Source organism: Corallococcus interemptor (genome assembly GCF_003668875.1).
GTDB lineage: Bacteria > Myxococcota > Myxococcia > Myxococcales > Myxococcaceae > Corallococcus > Corallococcus interemptor.
Genome location: NZ_RAWM01000266.1, coordinates 1 through 1432, shown reverse-complemented (window position 1 = coordinate 1432; position 1432 = coordinate 1). Strand labels below are relative to the sequence as shown.

The 1432-nt window shown below is 70.1% G+C and carries 2 protein-coding genes; both read right to left on the bottom strand.

Translation table 11 applies throughout. The annotated features are described in order from the left end of the window. Nucleotides 1-18: 18 nt before the first annotated feature. On the bottom strand, nt 19-684 hold the full coding sequence (locus D7X96_RS39025; protein ID WP_120527701.1) for an HAD family hydrolase: 666 nt from the start codon (nt 682-684) through the stop codon (nt 19-21). A 103-nt stretch (nt 685-787) separates the two neighbouring features. Continuing rightward, on the bottom strand, nt 788-1432 hold a 645-nt coding region (locus D7X96_RS39020; RefSeq protein WP_121771996.1), incomplete at its 5' end, for an NAD-dependent epimerase/dehydratase family protein.

The window sequence follows — 1432 nt, the reverse complement described above, 5'->3', positions numbered from 1 at the left end:
GGCGGAAGGGGTGGGGGACTACTTCAGGTCCAGGATGGGCCAGTTGTACGCGCGCGCGAGCGAGCGCAGCCGCAGGTCCGGGTTCACCGCGGTGGGCCGTCCCACCACGGCGAGCATGGCGTAGTCGGAGGCGCTGTCCGAGTAGCCGTGGCACTGGTTGAGGGCCAGGCCCTCGCGCTCGCAGTAGGCGCGGATGGCGTTGGCCTTGTTGGCGCCTTCGATGATGGGCGGAATCACCTTGCCGGTGGCCTTGCCGCCCACGAACTGCATCTTGTTGGCGATGACGTCGTCGCAGCCCAGGTGCCGGGCCAGCGGGCGCATGGTGAAGTCCAGGGCACCGGTGACGAGCACGATGCGGCAGCCGGCACGACGCGCCTCGTCGATGAGGTCCTGCGTCTGCTCGTACAGCGCGGGCTTGAGGACGTCCTCGAACATGTCCTCCGCGATGGTGACCAGGCGGTCCTCGCTGAGGCCCGAGTAGTACCGGTAGAAGAACTCGTTGAAGGCCTTGCGGTTGACGGCATCCAGGATGCCGAACACCGGCAGACCCAGGGCGGTGCCCAGGGTGCGGCCCGCGATGCCCCGGAGCGAGCCCCGGTTCGTCGCGTAGTAGGCGTAGACGTGGACGATGTTCGTCCGGACCAGCGTCCCGTCGACGTCGAAGAAGGCGGCTTTGGCGGGCACTTTGGGGGGCATGGGCGGTCGGGCTTCCTCCCATCCTGGGGGGGGTCCGGTCAACGACAGTGGAAGGGCCGGCGTGGGCGGCCGGCCCTTTGGGGACATGGGGCTATAACCAGCCCTGCGCGCGATACCATTCACCACTGCGAGTGATGGACTCCGCCAGCCCCCGGCGCGGCCGGAAGCCCAGCAGGCGCTCGGCCTTGGCCCCAGAACACGTCCAGGCCGGGGCCAAGAGCTGCCGCGCCAGCTTCCGGTTCAGGGGGAGCTTCCTGCCCGTCAGCCGCGTCACCCCGTCCGCCGCCGTGGCCAGGGCCGTCAGCACCGCCGGGGACAGCCGCCAGGTGCGCGTCTTGAAGCCCAGCGCCTTCGCCCCCAGGTCCTGCATCTCCTCCAGGGTCAGCCGCTCCGGGCCCGCGCAGAAGAACGCCTGGCCCAGGGCCTCCGGCTTCTCCGCCAACACGAGCAGCAGGTCCACCACGTCCTCCACGTCCACCAGCGACAGCGGCCGGGGGCCTCCGGACAGCTCCAGCCGGATGCCCTGCTTGCCCAGCTTGAAGAACGTCAGGTTTTCCCTGTCCCCGGGCCCCAGGATGCGCGGCGGGCGGATCACCGTCACGGGCAGCCGGTCCCCGAAGGAGAACGCGATGCGCTCCGCCTCCGCCTTGCTCTCCCCGTAGAACTCATGGGGATGGAAGGCGTCCTCCTCCACATGGGGGCGCTCCGGGGTGGAGGGGCCGTGGGAGGCGAGCGA